Source organism: Streptomyces sp. NPDC046821, assembly GCF_040645335.1.
Classification (GTDB): domain Bacteria; phylum Actinomycetota; class Actinomycetes; order Streptomycetales; family Streptomycetaceae; genus Streptomyces.
Genome location: NZ_JBEYYB010000004.1, coordinates 399,282 through 413,370 on the forward strand (window position 1 = coordinate 399,282; position 14,089 = coordinate 413,370).

The 14,089-nt window shown below is 71.5% G+C and carries 13 protein-coding genes; 11 read left to right on the top strand and 2 right to left on the bottom strand.

Features of this window, described 5'->3' with window-relative positions; genetic code table 11:
- Window positions 1-3 precede the first annotated feature (3 nt).
- The 8 genes from ABZ893_RS10590 to ABZ893_RS10625 all read left to right on the top strand — a co-directional run bounded on the left by ABZ893_RS10590 (window position 4) and on the right by ABZ893_RS10625 (window position 6,829).
- Entirely contained in the window at window positions 4-648 is a 645-nt protein-coding gene (locus tag ABZ893_RS10590) for a nicotinamide mononucleotide transporter family protein (RefSeq protein ID WP_361400214.1), read from the top strand.
- The gene (locus tag ABZ893_RS10595; RefSeq protein ID WP_361399974.1) at window positions 645-1,952 is read left to right on the top strand and encodes a bifunctional 3,4-dihydroxy-2-butanone-4-phosphate synthase/GTP cyclohydrolase II; all 1,308 of its coding nucleotides are present in this window, start codon (window positions 645-647) and stop codon (window positions 1,950-1,952) included. Before ABZ893_RS10590 ends, ABZ893_RS10595 begins: the two co-directional genes overlap by 4 nt.
- A gap of 43 nt (window positions 1,953-1,995) precedes the next feature.
- A complete protein-coding gene (ribH, locus tag ABZ893_RS10600; protein WP_361399977.1) occupies window positions 1,996-2,481 on the top strand; it encodes a 6,7-dimethyl-8-ribityllumazine synthase in 486 nt (161 codons plus the stop codon).
- A gap of 35 nt (window positions 2,482-2,516) precedes the next feature.
- Window positions 2,517-2,789 (top strand): phosphoribosyl-ATP diphosphatase, encoded by a 273-nt coding sequence (locus ABZ893_RS10605; protein WP_361399980.1) that lies wholly within the window; start codon window positions 2,517-2,519, stop codon window positions 2,787-2,789.
- A gap of 57 nt (window positions 2,790-2,846) precedes the next feature.
- Window positions 2,847-3,695 carry an ATP phosphoribosyltransferase gene (gene hisG / locus ABZ893_RS10610; RefSeq protein ID WP_361399983.1) on the top strand — a complete coding sequence of 283 codons (849 nt, stop codon included), beginning with the start codon at window positions 2,847-2,849 and terminating at the stop codon, window positions 3,693-3,695.
- A gap of 19 nt (window positions 3,696-3,714) precedes the next feature.
- Window positions 3,715-4,164, top strand: a complete 450-nt coding sequence (locus ABZ893_RS10615) for a PH domain-containing protein (protein WP_361399987.1) — start codon at window positions 3,715-3,717, stop codon at window positions 4,162-4,164.
- A 230-nt stretch (window positions 4,165-4,394) separates the two neighbouring features.
- Complete coding sequence (locus ABZ893_RS10620) at window positions 4,395-5,729, top strand: hemolysin family protein (protein ID WP_361399991.1); 1,335 nt, start codon at window positions 4,395-4,397, stop codon at window positions 5,727-5,729.
- Window positions 5,726-6,829 carry a hemolysin family protein gene (locus tag ABZ893_RS10625; RefSeq protein WP_361399994.1) on the top strand — a complete coding sequence of 368 codons (1,104 nt, stop codon included), beginning with the start codon at window positions 5,726-5,728 and terminating at the stop codon, window positions 6,827-6,829. Before ABZ893_RS10620 ends, ABZ893_RS10625 begins: the two co-directional genes overlap by 4 nt.
- 160 nt (window positions 6,830-6,989) lie before the next feature.
- Here ABZ893_RS10625 and ABZ893_RS10630 read toward each other — a convergent pair whose 3' ends face one another.
- Window positions 6,990-8,864, bottom strand: coding sequence for an AAA family ATPase (locus ABZ893_RS10630; protein ID WP_361399997.1), 1,875 nt, complete (start codon window positions 8,862-8,864; stop codon window positions 6,990-6,992).
- A gap of 467 nt (window positions 8,865-9,331) precedes the next feature.
- Entirely contained in the window at window positions 9,332-9,928 is a 597-nt protein-coding gene (locus ABZ893_RS10635; RefSeq protein WP_361400000.1) for a hypothetical protein, read from the bottom strand.
- Between the two features lie 201 nt (window positions 9,929-10,129).
- On the opposite strand from ABZ893_RS10635, the gene ABZ893_RS10640 reads away from it, so the two are divergent.
- The 3 genes from ABZ893_RS10640 (at window position 10,130) to ABZ893_RS10650 (ending at window position 13,724) form a co-directional block, all read left to right on the top strand.
- Window positions 10,130-11,515 carry a peptidase C39 family protein gene (locus tag ABZ893_RS10640; protein ID WP_361400002.1) on the top strand — a complete coding sequence of 462 codons (1,386 nt, stop codon included), beginning with the start codon at window positions 10,130-10,132 and terminating at the stop codon, window positions 11,513-11,515.
- A 131-nt stretch (window positions 11,516-11,646) separates the two neighbouring features.
- The gene (locus ABZ893_RS10645; RefSeq protein ID WP_361400005.1) at window positions 11,647-12,135 is read left to right on the top strand and encodes a hypothetical protein; all 489 of its coding nucleotides are present in this window, start codon (window positions 11,647-11,649) and stop codon (window positions 12,133-12,135) included.
- A 413-nt stretch (window positions 12,136-12,548) separates the two neighbouring features.
- Complete coding sequence (locus tag ABZ893_RS10650; protein ID WP_361400008.1) at window positions 12,549-13,724, top strand: acyl-CoA dehydrogenase family protein; 1,176 nt, start codon at window positions 12,549-12,551, stop codon at window positions 13,722-13,724.
- Window positions 13,725-14,089 lie beyond the last annotated feature (365 nt).

Genomic DNA, 14,089 nt, shown 5'->3' on the forward strand with positions numbered 1-14,089 from the left:
GGACTGCACTGGCTCAACTCCCAGGCGTTCACGCTCTTCGGCCAGCACATCGTCTGGTCCGACATGATCGGGAACACCATCGGCCTGATCGCGCTCGCGCTCGGCTGGCGCCGCTCGATCTGGACCTGGCCCGCGCAGCTCGCCTCCGGGGCCATCCTCCTCGTGGCCTTCGCGACCGCCCACCTCTCGGGCAGCGCGGGCAAGCAGCTCGTCGTCATCGCGGTCGCCGCGTGGGGCTGGTGGCAGTGGAACCGCGGCAAGGAGAAGGCCCAGGACGGCTCCCTCGCCGTCCGGTTCGCCACCTGGCGCGAGCGCGGCTACCTCGTCGCGGCCGCGGCCCTCGGCACCCTCGCCGTCGGCGGCCTGTTCACCGTGCTGCCGGCCCTGTCATGGGACCCCTGGCCGGACGCGTACATCTTCGTCGGCACGGTCGTCGCGATGTACGCCCAGGCGCGCGGCATGGTCGAGTTCTGGTTCGCCTGGCTGCTCGTCGACCTGGTGGGCGTACCGCTGAACTTCACCAACGGCTTCGCCTTCTCCGGTTTCGTCTATGTCATCTACGGCGCGCTCGTCCTCTGGGGGATGCGCGACTGGTGGCTCCGGTCCCGCACGGCCGCGCAGCCCGTCCTCGAAGGAGCCCCGGCATGACCACGGCACCCGACGCGTTCAGCACCACACACGCAGCCGACGCGGACGACACCTCGGACCTCGTCCTCGACCCCGTCGAGCAGGCCATCCGCGACATAGCGGCCGGCCGGCCCGTCGTGGTCGTCGACGACGTCGACCGGGAGAACGAGGGCGACCTCGTCGTCGCCGCCGAGAAGGCGACCCCCGAGATCGTCGCCTTCATGATGAGCGAGTGCCGCGGCCTCATCTGCGCGCCCATGGAGAGCGACGAGCTGGAGCGGCTCGAGCTCCCGCAGATGGTCGAGCACAACACCGAGTCGATGCGCACGGCCTTCACGGTCTCCGTCGACGCGGGCCCCGCGCACGGCGTCACCACCGGCATCTCCGCCTCCGACCGCGCCACCACGCTCCAGCTCCTCGCGGGCGGCACCGCCCAGGCCGGCGACTTCGTCCGGCCCGGCCACATCTTCCCGCTGCGCGCCAAGGAGGGCGGAGTCCTCGTCAGGAACGGGCACACCGAGGCCGCCGTCGACCTCGCCCGGCTCGCAGGCCTGCGCCCCGCGGGCGCCATCGTCGAGATCGCCGGCGAGGACGGCACGATGCTGCGCCTGCCCGAGCTGATCCCGTTCGCCCGCAAGCACGGACTGACGATCATCTCCATCGAGGACCTGATCGCCTACCGCCGCTCCGCCGAGCCGACCGTCCGCCGCGAGGCCGAGGTCAACCTGCCCACCGCCTACGGCGACTTCACGGCCTACGGGTACCGCTCCACGGTCGACGGCGTGGAGCACGTCGCCCTCGTCCAGGGCGAGATCGGCGACGGCGACGACGTCCTCGTCCGGGTCCACTCCGAATGCCTCACCGGCGACGTCTTCCACTCGCTGCGCTGCGACTGCGGCCCCCAGCTCGAAGAGGCGATGCGGCGCATCACCGAAGAGGGGCGCGGCGTCGTCGTCTACCTCCGCGGCCACGAGGGACGCGGCATCGGCCTCCTCTCCAAGCTGCGCGCCTACGAGCTCCAGGAGCGCGGCCGGGACACCCTGGACGCCAACCTGGAACTGGGCCTGCCGGCCGACTCGCGGGACTACGGGGCGGGCGCGCAGATCCTCGAGGACCTGGGCGTGCGCGGCGTGCGCCTGCTGACCAACAACCCCGACAAGACGGACGCGCTCGTCCGGCACGGCCTCAAGGTCGTGGGCCGCGAGCCGATGCCCGTCGAGGCGGGCGAGCACAACCTCCGCTACCTGCGCACCAAGCGCGACCGGATGGGCCACGACCTGCCCTGGCTGGACGCCCCGGCGCCCACGACCTGCGGCAACCAGTAGCCCGTACAACCCCGACAAGCACAGAACAGCACCGAGGAGCAACGTGAGTGGCAAGGGCGCACCTGAACTGTCCGTACGCAACTGCGGGGACCTGCGCGTCGCCGTCGTCGCGGCCCAGTGGCACGAGAAGGTGATGGACGGCCTCATGAACGGCGCGCTGCGCGCCCTGCACGAGCTCGGCATCGACGAGCCGACCGTCCTGCGGGTCCCGGGCAGCTTCGAGCTCCCCGTCGTCGCCAAGGTCCTCGCGGGCCGCGGCTACGACGCGATCGTCGCCCTCGGCGTCGTCATCCGCGGCGGCACCCCGCACTTCGAGTACGTGTGCCAGGGCGTCACCCTGGGCCTCACCCAGGTCACCGTCGAGACCGGTGTGCCCGTCGGCTTCGGCGTCCTGACCTGTGACACCGAGGAGCAGGCCCTCGACCGCGCCGGAATCGAGGGCTCGAACGAGGACAAGGGCCACGAGGCCGTCACGGCGGCCGTCGCCACCGCCGCCACACTGCGCTCGGTCAGCGAACCCTGGCGCTGAGTGGGCGGGCGCAACCCCGTAGGCTAAGGACCATCATGGCGAACAAAACCTTCGAAGAGCTCTTCGCCGAGCTGCAGCTCAAGGCGAAGACCGGCGACCCCGCGACGTCCCGCACCGCCGAACTGGTCGACAAGGGCGTCCATGCCATCGGCAAGAAGGTCGTCGAGGAGGCCGCCGAAGTCTGGATGGCCGCCGAGCACGAGGGCAAGGAGGCCGCTGCCGAGGAGATCTCGCAGCTGCTCTACCACGTCCAGGTGATGATGGTCGCCCGGGGAATCTCCCTGGACGACGTGTACGCCCACCTCTGAGGCTCGCCCCCAGCCCTGCCAGTCCCCGCACTCTTTCACGCAAAGGAATCCGACCTCATGCTGCGCATCGCCGTCCCCAACAAGGGTTCACTGTCCGGACCTGCGTCGGCGATGCTCCATGAGGCCGGATACCAGCAGCGCAAGGAGTCCAAGGAACTCGTCCTGGTCGACCCGGCCAACGAGGTGGAGTTCTTCTACCTCCGCCCCAAGGACATCGCGATCTACGTCTCGGCGGGCAAGCTCGACATCGGCATCACCGGCCAGGACCTGCTGGTCGACTCCGGTGCCAATGCCGAGGTCATCCTGCCGCTCGGGTTCGCCCGCTCCACGTTCCGCTTCGCCGCCAAGCCGGGCACCGTCACCGGCCTGGACGGCCTCGCGGGCAAGACGATCGCCACCTCGTACGAGGGCATCGTCGGCAAGCACCTCGCCGAGGCCGGCGTCGACGCCTCCGTCGTCCACCTCGACGGCGCCGTCGAGACCGCCATCGAACTGGGCGTCGCCCAGGTCATCGCGGACGTCGTCGAGACCGGCACCTCGCTGCGCAACGCGGGCCTCGAGGTGTTCGGCGAGCCGATCATGAAGTCCGAGGCCGTCGTCATCCGGCGCGCCGGCGCCGACGGCGAGGACGCCAAGGTCCAGCAGTTCCTGCGCCGCCTCCAGGGCGTCCTCGTCGCCCGGACCTACGTGATGATGGACTACGACTGCCGCGCCGAGCACCTGGAGAAGGCCGTCGCCCTCACCCCGGGCCTCGAGTCGCCGACCGTGTCGCCCCTGCACAACGAGGGCTGGGTCGCCGTCCGCGCGATGGTCCCGGCCAAGGACGCCCAGCGCATCATGGACGACCTGTACGACCTGGGCGCGCGGGCCATCCTCACCACGGCCATCCACGCCTGCCGTCTCTGAGGCCGCCATCATGTCCGACATGTCCGAACTCCCCGCGCTGCCCGTCACTTTCCGGCCGTCCCGCACCCGGGCGATTCTCTTCACGCTCGGTGCCGTGATGTTCGTGACGGTCTCGGTCGTCCCGTTCGTCCTGGGCCTGAAGACGAGCGAATGCCTCAGCTTCGTGTTCACCGGAGCCGTCATGTTCGGCGCGCTCGCGCTGCTCGCCCGGCCCCGGATCGACGCCGACGACACCGGTGTCACCGTGGTGAACATCGCCCGCAGCCGCCGCCTGGCCTGGGCGGAGATCGTCCAGGTCACCCTGCGCCCCGGCGATCCCTGGGTGTTCCTCAACCTCAGCGACGGCACCAGCCTCGCCGTCATGGGCATCCAGCCTGGCCTCGCCAAGGAACACGCCCTCACCGACGCGCGTGCCCTGCGCGCCCTCGCCGAGGCCCGGTCCACGGCCTCAGGGGAACTTCAGGGCTGACTCAGGGACGCACACCCTGACGCTTCTGCCCGTGTCTTGATTAATCTGGTTGCGGGGCGCGCGCACATCGCCGCCCCGCCCCCGACTACGGGCCCGCCAGGGCCCGGGGGTTTCCTGCTACCCGAGGAGTGACTCCCTCCGGCGATGGACGATTCGTCCTGCAGTACCTGCGCCGCCCCCTCCCGACATAGCGCGACCCCTTCGCGCGTTGTGTGCGCGGAGGCGGCGGCATGACCATCCCGTTGCTGCTCCTGGGAGCGGCATTCCTGCTGATTCTGGCCAACGGGTTCTTCGTGGCGGCCGAGTTCGGCCTCGTCACCGTGGAGCGCGCGGACGCCGAGAAGGCAGCGGCCGACGGCGACCGACGGGCCCGTACCGTCGTGAACGCCCTCAAGGAGCTGTCCTTCCAGCTCTCCGGCACCCAGTTGGGCATCACCATCACCTCGCTGGTCGTCGGTATGCTCGCCGAACCGGCGCTCGCGACTCTGTTCGCGGGACCCCTGACCGCCGTCGGCCTGCCCGAAGGCGCCGTCGGGGGCATCTCCGTCGTCATCGGAATGCTCCTGGCCTCGGCCGTGCAGATGGTGATCGGCGAGCTGGTGCCGAAGAACTGGGCGGTGTCCAAGCCGCTCCAGGTCGCCCGGTTCGTCGCCGGCCCGCAGCACGTCTTCTCGCGCCTCTTCCGGCCCGTGATCGCGCTGCTCAACACCGTGGCCAACCGTGCCGTACGGGCGCTCGGTGTCGAGCCCGCCGACGAGCTGGCCTCGGCCCGCACCCCCGGTGAACTGGTGTCACTCGCCCGGCACTCCGCGCAGGCGGGCACCCTGGAACAGGACACGGCGGACCTGTTCGTCCGCACCCTGTCCCTCGGTGAGCTCACGGCCCAGCACGTCATGACCCCGCGCGTGAAGGTCAGCTCCCTCCAGTCCTCGGCCACCGCCGAAGACGTCGTGAACCTCACCCGCGCCACCGGCCTCTCCCGCTTCCCCGTCTACCGGGAGCGGATCGACGAGATCGTCGGCATGGTCCACCTCAAGGACGCCCTCGCGGTGCCCGCCGAGCAGCGGCTGCGCACACCCGTGAGCCGGATCGCCAAGGTCCCGCTGCTCGTCCCGGAGACGCTGCCCGTGCAGCCCCTCCTGGAGCGGCTGCGCAGCGAACAGCCCATAGCCGTCGTCGTCGACGAGTACGGCGGCACGGCCGGGGTCGTCACCCTGGAGGACATCGTCGAGGAGCTCGTCGGCGAGGTCCGCGACGAGCACGACCGCCTCGACCTGCCCGAACTCGCGGTAGCCCCGTCCGAGGACGGCCGGCCCGCGTGGGACGCCGACGGCAGCTGCCGCGTCGACATTCTGCGCCGCATAGGTCTCGAGGTACCGGAAGGCCCGTACGAGACCGTCGCCGGTCTCGTCGCCGATCTGCTCGGCCGGATTCCGGCCCCCGGCGACCGCGCCGAACTCCCGGGCTGGCGCCTCTCCGTGCGCCAGGTCGACCACTACCGCGCCGAGCGCGTCCGCATAGTGCGCACCGCCGACGCCGCCCAGCCGGCGGAGGCCGCCCGATGAGCGCTCTCCAACTGTTCCTCGCCCTCCTGCTCGTGCTGGCCAACGGCTTCTTCGTGGGCGCCGAGTTCGCCCTCGTCTCCGTGCGCCGCAGCCAGATCGAGCCCCTGGACACCAAGCGCGCCCGCCAGGTCCTGTACGGCCTGGAGCGCCTGCCGCAGATGATGGCGGCCGCCCAGTTCGGCATCACCATCTGCTCCTTGACGCTCGGCGCCGTCGCCGAACCCACGGTCGCCCGCCTCCTCGAGCCCGTCTTCCAGGCGATACACCTGCCCGAAGGCGTGATCCACCCCCTCGGTTACGTGATCGCGCTCGCCGTGGTGGTGTTCCTGCACCTCGTCATCGGCGAGATGGTTCCCAAGAACCTCGCGATGGCGGCGCCCGAGAAGACCGCGCTCTGGTTCAGCCCGGGGCTCGTCGCCTTCGCCCGGCTGTTCCGCCCGGTCACCGTCGCCCTCGGCGCCTGCGCCCGGGTCGTCCTCAAGCTGTTCGGGGTCGAGCCCAAGGACGAGGTCGAAGCCGTCTTCACGAGCGTGCAGCTCGGCCGTCTCGTCGAGGACTCGGGCCAGGCGGGCCTGCTCGAACCCGAGGAACAGGAACGCCTGGAGGACGCGCTGGAGCTGGGTTCGCGCCGGGTCACCGACGTGCTCCTCGACCGGGCGTCCCTGATCACGGTCGGCCCGTCGGTCACCCCGGACCAGGTCATCGCGCTCACCGGCCGTACGGGCTTCTCCCGCTTCCCGGTCTGCGCCGAGGGCAGCGGCGCCTTCATGGGCTATCTGCACGTGAAGGACGTCCTGGACCTGATCGACTCGGGCGACCACGCCCGCGCCGTGCCGCAGCAGATCTGGCGGCCTATGACGACGCTGCGCGCCGAACTCCCGCTGGACGACGCCCTGACCGTGATGCGCCGCGCCGCGTCGCACCTCGCGCAGGTCGCCGACGCCTCGGGCCGCGTCCTCGGCCTCGTCGCCCTGGAGGACGTACTGGAGATGCTGGTGGGCGAGGTCCGTGACCCCGCGCACCGGGACGCTCCGGTCGCCCCGACGAAGGTGGCGGAACCGCGCGCCCAGGCTGCGCCGGAGCAGGCGCTGGCGGGCTGACGCGTAGGCAGGAGTCGGAGGGGCGGGTCCGGATGTGGGCCCGCCCCTTTGGCCTACGCCGTCACATTCCGGGTCTGTCCCCTTCGCGGGTGCGGGCACATTCCGGCTCGCCCTCTTTGCGTACGCCGTCACATTCCGGCCCGCCGGGCGCCGGCCCCCGTCACATCCCCGAAGGATCGTGCGGCCCCCGCCCCGACAGCACCTCGCCGTACGCCTGCATCAGGTCCGGCAGTCGCAGGGTCGCCAGGTCGTCTCGGGTCGGTGTGGACGGGTAGCCCGTGAGGCGCAGGTCCCGGTAGGCGCACGACTTCTCGTACAGGGTGCGCAGGAAGCGGCCGTTGCCGAGTTCGTCGATCCAGCCCTGGTCGACGACGTGGCCGCTGATCGAGCGCAGCTCGTCCAGCGCCTCCTCGTCCCACACGTCCCCGTTCTCCGCGGCGAGCACCTCGCCGATCGCGGTGAGTTCGAGCGGCCGGTACGAGGGGAAGTCGACCCGCGTCGTGAAGCGCGAGGACAGCCCGGGGTTCGCCGCGAGGAGGCGGTCCATGCCCTCGGGGTAGCCCGCGAGGATCACCACGAGGTGGTTGCGGTTGTCCTCGGCGCGCTTGAGGAGGACCTGAAGCGCTTCGTCGCCGTACGCGTCGCCCTTGCCGTAGCCCGAGTTCGACAGGGCGTACGCCTCGTCGACGAACAGGACGCCGCCGATCGCCGAGTCGATCAGCTCGTTCGCCTTCACGGCGGTCTGGCCGAGGTACTCGCCGACGAGGTCGGCCCGCTGGGCCTCCACGAGATGGTCGCCGCCGAGCAGCCCGAGGGCGTAGAACACGCGCCCCAGGATGCGGGCCACGGTGGTCTTGCCGGTGCCGGAGGGGCCCGAGAAGACGAAGTGCCGTTTCGGCGGCTGCACGGGCAGGCCCTCGCCGGTGCGCAGGCGGGCCATGTTGAGCTGCGCCGACAGCGCCTTCACCTGGCGCTTCACGGGTTCGAGTCCGACCATCCGCTCCAGCTCGGCGAGGGCTTCCTCCAGGAGCGCGGCGTCGGCGGGCCCGGCCGGCAGCTTCGACGTGACCGGCACCGTCGCCTTCTCGCGGACCGCGTCCGTGTCCGCGGAGACCGCGCCGGGCGGCGGCAGATCGGGCTCGCTCACCTTCAGATCCCGGCCGTCGCCCTCGTACAAGGGGTCCACCGACTCCGAACCGTCGAGGACGTCCTGGCCGAGCCCGCTCAAGGAGAGGGGTGTCAGGTCGGTGACGTCGCCGAAGTCGCCGTAACCGTCGCCTTCCGCGATGGCCGCGAGGCGGGCCGAGGTGTCCATGAAGGCGGGGTCGACCCGGTGCACCGCCCGGTACAGGGGGAGCGCGGCGGCGGACCGTCCGGTGCCCTCGTGCGCGCGGGCCAGCCAGTAGCGCAGCTCCTTGCGCTGGGGCTGCTCGCTGCGGCAGCGCATCAGTGCGGCGGACAGCAGCGGCTCGGCCTGCCCGTACATCTCCAGGCGCACCCGGGCCATCCCGCCGAAGAGGCCGGCCTCGATGCCGAGGAGGGCGTCGTCGATCAGCGGGTCCGTGTGCCGGACCAGCTGCTCCCAGTCCTTGACCAGGTAGGCGCGGCACGCGTGCAGGAACCGTACCTGCGGGTCGGCGTCCACGCGCGGGAGCGTCGCCAACGCCTGGTCCAGGTCCGGGACATGGCGTCCGTCGAGCCAGTGTGACGCGTGCGCGAGCAGCAGGTCACGCGGCCGCTCCAGGACGGGCTGCACCCACCAGCCGAGCCAGTACCAGGAGTTGAGGGTGCGGCGGTGCCGGGTGCGCTGCTCCCCGAACCGGTCGCGGTGCCGGAACATCCGCAGCAGCGCCGTCGTCGTGTCGACCCGTAAGGCGTGCAGCCCGAGCCAGCCGTCGGCCATGCCGGGGTCCATCCGGACCGCGGCCCGGAACTCCTCCTCGGCCTGCGGGTAGGCGCCCATCGTGTAGGCGTCCACCCCCCGCACCCAGGCGAGGTCGGCCGGGCCGGGCGCGCCCTGTGTGCCGAAGTCCATCACGTCCCCCACAACCGTGCCCCCGTGGTGCGCCGCCGGGCCGCTGCCCGTCGGCTCCGTCGCTGAACCGATGTGCTGTGGACGGGAGTTGTCACGGTGCGGACAGCGAGCCGTCCGTAGGCCGCACCGAAAGGCATCGTACCTGCGCGGGAGTCGTCGGCCGAGGGCGCCGGGGACCCTGATCCGGGACGGCGGCGCGGACGGGGGAGGAGGCGGACGGTGACCGAGGGTAAGCGAATCGCCGCTCAGCGCACCCCCGAGAGGGCAGAACGAAGCCCCCGATCACGGGGGAACAACCGGGGGCTTCGTGTGTGCGGGCGGCGTCGTAACGCCGCACATTGAGAACGTAAGTCCTGTACGGCCCCTCGGTCAAGCCGAGTTGAGGCACTCCCGGACATTGGACGGGACCACTGCCGGAGGGGTCAGCGCACTGCCGACGACCCCTCACGCTGAGTGATGGAAAAGGCCTACGGCCGGGCCCCTGGAGGCATCTGGCACATCTCGTAGCCCTCCGGGCACTGACGCACCAATGTGTCGGCGAAGGGCCTCGACGGGTCATCGGCGAAGTGCTCGTGCTCCGCGCGGACCCAGCCGTCCCAGAAGTCGCTCTGCGCCGGTCCGTCCCGCAGACGCCCCCGGCCCCAGGACACCTCCCGGGGCGTGTCCATCCACAACAGCCGCGCCAGGAACGGCCGCACAGCCCGCCGGCCCGCCCCCACCCCTTCCATCAGGACCACGGGCGCGGGCTCCAGGTCGCGCGGCGCCCCGTACTCCCGCACGTTCCAGTCGTACGGCTCGTACGCGGCGACGTCGCCGCGCGAGAGCGGGTCGATGACCTGGCGCCGCAGCCGCTGTGTCCAGTCGAAGAGGGCGGTGTGGCTGGCGAGGTCGTCGAGGCGCAGCACGGGCGCGCCCCCGAGCGCCTCGGCGAGCAGCGCGGCGAACGTCGACTTGCCGGAGCCCGCGTGCCCGTCGACGCCGACGAGCCGGACCGGGCCGCAGGAGGGCGGCAGCGCGCGCAACGTCTCGGCGAGCTCGGGAAGCGGGAGGTGCTGGAAGGTCATCGCCCGACAGGGTAAGGGATGTCCGCGACCGGTTTCGCGCGCGGCGCCGCAGGTCATGCCAGTGGTGCACACCAATGTTGGTCGCCGTGTCGGTGCCGCAAATGCTGGTGGAAGTCGGCGGGTAGCGGCCATAGTTGGCGCACTGTCGCGCACGCGCACCCGCCCCGTACGGATATCTCGTCGACTGGGGGAGCCCCGTCCATGACCCGACCCGAACCTCTGTCCCGCAGGACACTGCTCGGCGCCGCCGCTGCCACCGCCGGCGCGGCGGCCCTCGCCACGACGGCGGTCCCCGCCGCCGCGGCCACCGGAACGCAGGCTTCCGGAGGGGCGCCCGAAGCTCAGGCCGCCGCCACCCCCCTCGTGGACAACCACGCCTGGACCACGTACACGGACTGGCGCACCGGAACCGCGGCCGGCACCCGCGCGGTCGCCGGCGAGCGCCCCGGACTCACCCTCGCCACCCCCGAGGGCCGGACCGACTACAAGGACCCGCACACCGGGAAGACCGCCAGCTGGGAGTACGGCAGCTGGACGTCGCCGGAGCACGGCCTGTCGGTGCCCGCAACGGAGGTCATCGCCTCCTGGAACGCGCGCACCCCGGCCGGCACCTGGATCCAGGTCGAACTCCAGGGCATGTACACCGACGGCACGGCCACGCCCTGGTACGTGATGGGCCGCTGGGCGTCGGGCGACCAGGACATCCGGCGGACCTCCGTCGACGGCCAGACGGACAACAAGTCCAGCATCTGGACGGACACGTTCTCCATCGACGACGCGGCCTCGGGCCTGCGCCTGGTCTCCTACCGGCTGCGGCTCACCCTGTACCGAGCCCCGGGCCAGAAGGCCTCGCCCGTCGTCTGGCGGCTCGGCGCGATGGGCTCCGACATCCCGGACCGCTTCTCCGTACCGGCCTCCACCCCCGGACTCGCCCGGGAACTCACCGTTCCGCGCTACTCGCAGAACATCCACGCGGGCCAGTACCCCGAGTACGACAACGGCGGCGAGGCCTGGTGCAGCCCCACCTCCTCGCAGATGATCATCGAGTACTGGGGCCGGAAGCCCACCGCGGCCGACCTCGCCTGGGTCGACCCGGCCTACGCCGACCCGCAGGTCTGCCACGCGGCCCGCTTCACGTACGACTACCAGTACGAGGGCTGCGGCAACTGGCCCTTCAACGCGGCCTACGCCGCCACGTACAAGGACCTCCAGGGCGTCGTCACGCGGCTCGGCTCGCTCGGTGATCTGGAGACGCTGATCGCGGCGGGGATCCCGGCCATAACGTCACAGTCGTTCCTCAAGGAGGAGCTGACGGGCGCCGGTTACGGAACCTCCGGGCACCTCATGACGGTCATCGGCTTCACCGCGGACGGCGACGTGATCGCCAACGACCCGGCGTCGCCGAACGACCCGGCCGTGCGCCGCGTCTACAAGCGGGCCGAGTGGGAGAAGATCTGGCTCCGCACCAAGCGGTACAACGCCACCGGCAAGGTCGTCTCCGGCACCGGAGGCGTCTGCTACCTGTACTTCCCGGCCCACCCGACCCCGAAGCAGCGCCGCGCGCTTGAGGCGGTCGGCATCCGCTGACGAACCCGCGGTGGCCCCTTCCGGCACGTCCGGGAGGGGCCACTCTCATGCCGGGACTGCCGCGATGAGTTCTGCCGCCGCGCCCGGTCTGCCGTAGGAAGGAGAGAGAGACCCTCCGGGAGGAGACAGCGATGCGGCAGAGCAACACCAACCACCCCGCCCTGCGCCGGCTCGACCCGCTGGTCGGGCAGTGGCACATGTACGCGCTCCTGGAGTACGTGCCGGGCGGCCGGATCGGACCCGTCCGCTCCGTCCACACATGGACCGACGACGGCGGCTTCCTCGTCCAGCGCACCGACCTCGACCCCGGATCCGGCCTGGACATGCCCGAGGCCTGGCGCGAGAACCATCCCTTCCCCACGGTCACGATCACCGGCTACGACGACACGGCCGACCGGTTCACGATGCTGTACGCCGACGGGCGCGGCGTCTCCCGCGTCTACGGCCTCTCCCTCACCGACGGCGAGCTGCGCATGTGGCGCGCCGCCCCCGGGTTCCACCAGCGCTTCCGGGCCCGGTTCGACGCGAGCGGCGACTCCCTGACCGGCGCGTGGGAGCGCTCGGAGGACGGGGAGACGTGGGCTAAGGATTTTGGGGTGCTGTACGAGCGGATCGGCTAGAGGTCCGTCGGGCTGGGGTACCGGGTCAGGGGTCCAGGTCAGCCGCTCAGGGCCGGGGCTCACATTCGGGTGACCAAGCTGTCGCCCACAGGCCCCGGCGCCGGCGGCATGGTGGTCAGGTCAGCAGGGGGGCCACTGCCGGACGACTGTTCGTCACGCAGGCCGACCTCATGTGAGCTGATCGCCTTCCCACGCTCCCGGCGGCCCGGACGGCCTCTTTTCGGTATCTTGGAGTAAGCGGTCGTTAACTGGTGACGGGTCGCCGTTGAACGGGCATACTCAACGGGCCGCAGCCGCTGGTCAGCACCCTCCGAGACCCGGAGGGACGTCCTCGGCGACGGCTCGATTCCAGGCGACGCCGCACCACCCCGCGCGCGAACGCCCCAGCGCCCGACAGGGAGGAGAGCGTCGACATGCCCGACCGCGCCCCGCAGCCGGTGGACCGTCAACTGCCCACGGACGAGGCCCGGGACCTGTTCTCGCTCGTACGTGAGATCGTGCAGCGCGAGATCGCACCGAGCGCCGCCGAGGAGGAGGACGCGGGACACTTCCCGCGCGAGACGTTCTCCCTGCTGTCCGAGTCGGGACTGCTCGGCCTCCCGTACGACTCCGACTTCGGCGGCGGCGACCAGCCGTACGAGGTCTACCTCCAGGTCCTGGAAGAGCTCGCCGCCGCGCGGCTCACCGTGGGTCTCGGCGTCAGCGTCCACTCCCTGGCCTGCCACGCCCTGGCCAATTTCGGCACCAAGGAGCAGCGGGCCGAGCACCTGCCCGCGATGCTCGGCGGCGGCCTGCTCGGCGCGTACTGCCTGTCCGAGCCGTCCTCCGGGTCCGACGCCGCCTCCCTGCGCACCAAGGCCGTCCGTGACGCGGGCGGGGACTGGGTGATCACCGGCACGAAGGCCTGGATCACGCACGGCGGTGTCGCCGACTTCTACACCGTCCTGGCGCGCAGCGGCGGCGAGGGGGCGCGCGGCATCACCGCGTTCCTGGTCCCGGGTGACGCCGAGGGGCTGAGCGCGGCGGCGCCCGAGAAGAAGATGGGCATGAAGGGTTCGCCCACCGCCCAGGTTCACTTCGACGGGGTGCGCGTGAGCGACGCGCACCGCATCGGGGACGAGGGGCAGGGCTTCGCGATCGCCCTGTCCGCCCTGGACTCGGGCCGCCTCGGCATCGCGGCCTGCGCGATCGGCGTGGCGCAGGCGGCGCTGGACGAGGCGGTGGCGTACGCGAAGGGGCGCGAGCAGTTCGGGCATCCCATCGCCGACTTCCAGGGGCTGCGCTTCATGCTCGCCGACATGGCCACGCAGATAGAGGCGGGCCGCGCGCTCTATCTGACGGCGGCGCGGCTGCGCGACGCGGGCCGGCCCTTCTCCAAGCAGGCCGCCATGGCCAAGCTCATGTGCACGGACACGGCGATGAAGGTGACCACGGACGCGGTCCAGGTGCTCGGCGGGTACGGGTACACGGCCGACTTCCCGGTCGAGCGCTACATGCGCGAGGCCAAGGTGCTCCAGATCGTCGAGGGCACCAATCAGATCCAGCGCATGGTCATCGCCCGGCACCTCGCCGGTCCGGAAAGCCGCTGAACCTGCCGGTCGCGGCCGGGGGAGCCACGAGCCGGGCCCACTCCGGATCGTGGCGCCCCGGCACGGTCCTGCCCCGGTCCGCCCAGTGTCCGACGAGCGCGCGGTAGATCGGCGGGTCCTGGAGATGCGCGGGAAGCTCCGGGGGAGGCGGCGGAGGAACCGATTCTGCGGATGCACGTACGGGAACGGGGACGGGGACAGGCACGTGTACGGGGACGGACGCGGGTACGGGGACCAGGATGCGGCGGCGACGGCCGGTGCCGGGCTGCGTGACAGTCATGCCCAGGCCAACGCGTCGGCATCGACGGGGTCACCCTCCCGGACATCCGGGCGTGAGTTCTAGGGGGGATTATCGGACACCCCCG

Bases quoted from the DNA above. Each gene is read 5' to 3' on its own strand.
- ABZ893_RS10595 (WP_361399974.1), top strand. From the start codon at position 645: ATGACCACGGCACCCGACGCGTTCAGCACCACACACGCAGCCGACGCG.
- ABZ893_RS10605 (WP_361399980.1), top strand. From the start codon at position 2,517: ATGGCGAACAAAACCTTCGAAGAGCTCTTCGCCGAGCTGCAGCTCAAG.
- hisG (WP_361399983.1), top strand. From the start codon at position 2,847: ATGCTGCGCATCGCCGTCCCCAACAAGGGTTCACTGTCCGGACCTGCG.
- ABZ893_RS10615 (WP_361399987.1), top strand. From the start codon at position 3,715: ATGTCCGAACTCCCCGCGCTGCCCGTCACTTTCCGGCCGTCCCGCACC.
- ABZ893_RS10620 (WP_361399991.1), top strand. From the start codon at position 4,395: ATGACCATCCCGTTGCTGCTCCTGGGAGCGGCATTCCTGCTGATTCTG.
- ABZ893_RS10625 (WP_361399994.1), top strand. From the start codon at position 5,726: ATGAGCGCTCTCCAACTGTTCCTCGCCCTCCTGCTCGTGCTGGCCAAC.
- ABZ893_RS10630 (WP_361399997.1), bottom strand. From the start codon at position 8,864: ATGGACTTCGGCACACAGGGCGCGCCCGGCCCGGCCGACCTCGCCTGG.
- ABZ893_RS10635 (WP_361400000.1), bottom strand. From the start codon at position 9,928: ATGACCTTCCAGCACCTCCCGCTTCCCGAGCTCGCCGAGACGTTGCGC.
- ABZ893_RS10640 (WP_361400002.1), top strand. From the start codon at position 10,130: ATGACCCGACCCGAACCTCTGTCCCGCAGGACACTGCTCGGCGCCGCC.
- ABZ893_RS10645 (WP_361400005.1), top strand. From the start codon at position 11,647: ATGCGGCAGAGCAACACCAACCACCCCGCCCTGCGCCGGCTCGACCCG.
- ABZ893_RS10650 (WP_361400008.1), top strand. From the start codon at position 12,549: ATGCCCGACCGCGCCCCGCAGCCGGTGGACCGTCAACTGCCCACGGAC.